This window comes from Marivita sp. (assembly GCF_020055635.1).
Lineage (GTDB): Bacteria > Pseudomonadota > Alphaproteobacteria > Rhodobacterales > Rhodobacteraceae > Marivita.
Window position 1 is genome coordinate 1 of the sequence record NZ_JAIPUT010000186.1, and the last position, 2527, is coordinate 2527.

A 2527-nucleotide genomic window follows, 5' to 3' on the forward strand; every position below is an offset into this window, starting at 1 on the left:
TGTCGTTTCTCCTTTTTGCCCCTGAAGATTTGCTTGGTGGCGCCCTTCTGAACAAGATCGAGTGACACTTTTGGAGGCAACTTGCACGCGGCAAAGGAGTTCCCGTTGCCGGACCGGTCCCGCAGGGCTGGCCCGGCGTCAACGTCGGCCAGGCGCAACCGTGCCTTGACGGCGCGCCACAGCTTGTGTGGCCGACCAGTTCGGCCAGTTCTTCGTTGCACAAGGCAAGGGATTTCAACCGGGAATCCAGCGCCTTGCGAAACAGGTCGAGCGCCATGCGCTGGAGCTGAAACCGAAGAAGTCGCCGAGGCGATCACCGAGATTTTTGGACGCCTGTCACGGCCAAGGAGATCGGATGGATCGAAGCGATCCGCGAGGCCTCTGGCAACAGCGATCCGCGCAACACGCGCCGGTCGAAGTCCGCCATCAACACGATCTTCGGGGTGTGAAGCGTCATGGTCAAGCTTGAGGAATTGACGCTCAACGAGATCGCCTGGATGCGGTTTCTCCTGGACATCAGCAATGACAGCGATTCGCAGCCGACGCTTATGCAGTTGCTGCGGCGGGTGCGTCGGCGAGAATGGCGTTGTAGATGGATGCGCTTACGCGTCTTTTCGGGCTCTGTTGGGGCGGGTAAATTGACGGCTATGCAATTGCCTTGGTTTCTCGGTCTAGAAAGCGTCGCCAGCCGCCAAGCAAACTGATGTCTTCGGCATGATCCAAACCGCTGGCTTCGCAGAGGAATCCTTTCACCTGGGATCCATCCTCGATCTCGACGGTGCCAATGACGAGCGGGGCCGGTATGCCGGCGATGAAATCGCCCAAGGCGACCTTGGGAATCGCCCAAAGTTCCAGCGCAATGGATGCACCTTGTCCCTCGTCGCAGCGGCAAAGGCCCGGACGAAAGGGAGGTCCGCCCGGCAAGGCATACAGGTTGTAGCCGGGGGCCGTCTGCGTGGTTTTCAGGAATCGCGCGCCACGCGATATCAGTTCGTGGTTCAGCGGAAGGCCCGACATGTGTGCGCCACAGACGGCAAGGGCCATTTCTTCTTCAAACAATGCGAAACTGTCCTGGAATGGCAGGTTGGGTGTGACATGTTCGGTTGCTCCAAGCCTGGGGCGGCGCGTCTGCATCAGGCGCTGCCCCTGCGTCGCCACTGCGCCATCCTGGCCTGCCGGGGCGATCAGCGTCACGCTTCCGGGGCGTCCGTCGCCGCGCTGGCCGGTGGGCACGGCAAGCGCGCCGAGGTCCAGAAGGTTCACGAAATTGGTATAGGTTCCAAGGTTGGAATTGGGCGTGACCGGGTCGGCGTCAAGGTCGGCGCGTGTGGCGAAACTCGGGATCGTCGGCACGCACAGCATGTCGGCGGCGTCGAGGATCGGCGCGCAAGCGCGGCGCAAATCCGCAAACCGGTAGAACCCGTTGAAGGCATCCACCGCGCTCTGGCCCTCGGCCTTGGCGATGATGGCGCGGGTCACCGGATGCACGGCCTCTGGCCGGGTTGTCATCATGTCTTCGATGGCGGCGTATCGCTCGGCGATCCAGGCGCCTTCGTAAAGCATCTGTGCGACGTCGTAGAAGGGCGCGAAATCGACCCGGTCGATCCGTGCGCCGCCTTCGGCCAGCGTCGTCAGCGTTGCCTCGAAATCCGCCGCCTGCACGTCGTCGCCGAAGAAGATCAGGCTGGCGGCATCCGGCGCGGTGATGCGCGGCGCGGGGGAAGGGGCGGGCATCGTCGCCGCTGGTAGAGGACGCGAATAGGCGTCGGCGGGATCGAACGCGGCAGCGGCTCGGAAAACGTCATGCGCGTCGGCTACGGTCAGCGCGAAGATCGAGATCGTGTCGAGCGTCCGGCAGGCGGGCACGACGCCGCTGGCCGACAGCGCGCCCAAGCTGGGTTTCAGCCCCACGATCCCGTTCAGCGCGGCAGGCACGCGGCCCGACCCGGCGGTGTCGGTTCCCAGCGCGAAAGGTACGATCCCATGCGCCACCACCACGGCCGACCCAGAAGACGAGCCCCCCGGCACAATGTCCGCATCCAACGCGTTGCGCGGCACACCGTAAGGCGAGCGGACGCCAACAAGGCCGGTGGCGAACTGGTCGAGGTTGGTCTTGCCGATGGGAATGGCCCCGGCCGCACGCAAGCGCGCCACGACAAAAGCGTCACCGTCCGGGGCAAAGGCATAATCCGGGCAAGCGGCTGTGGTGGGCATCCCGGCCACGTCGATATTGTCCTTGACGGCAAAGGGTATGCCCCACAGCGGACGGTTGGGATCGAAGGCTCCCAAGGCGGCGGCCTCGGCTGCGAGGTCTTCGGCACTGGCGAGGTGAATGAAGATCGCCGGATCGCGGACAGCCTCCAGTTGGGCAAGAACCTCTGTCATGACCTCTGCGGGTGTCACGCCCGCGGCATAGGCATCGCGCAGGGCGGTGAGGGTGTCGTAGGAGACCTGCACGTCGCCCCGTTCGACCAGCGCGCGGGGGGTTGAGTTGTTCGGCACCTCGCGCATGATGACGCGCCGGATC

Annotated in this window: 1 protein-coding gene; it reads right to left on the bottom strand. The window is 64.2% G+C overall.

Translation table 11 applies throughout. The features are described 5' to 3' along the window. Positions 1–645: 645 nt before the first annotated feature. Positions 646–2511, bottom strand: coding sequence for an allophanate hydrolase (gene atzF / locus LCF60_RS24495; RefSeq protein ID WP_292295129.1), 1866 nt, complete (start codon positions 2509–2511; stop codon positions 646–648). Between the last annotated feature and the right edge of the window lie 16 nt (positions 2512–2527).

Excerpts from the sequence above, each read along its gene's own strand:
- atzF (WP_292295129.1), bottom strand. The coding sequence starts at position 2,511 with ATGCGCGAGGTGCCGAACAACTCAACCCCCCGCGCGCTGGTCGAACGG.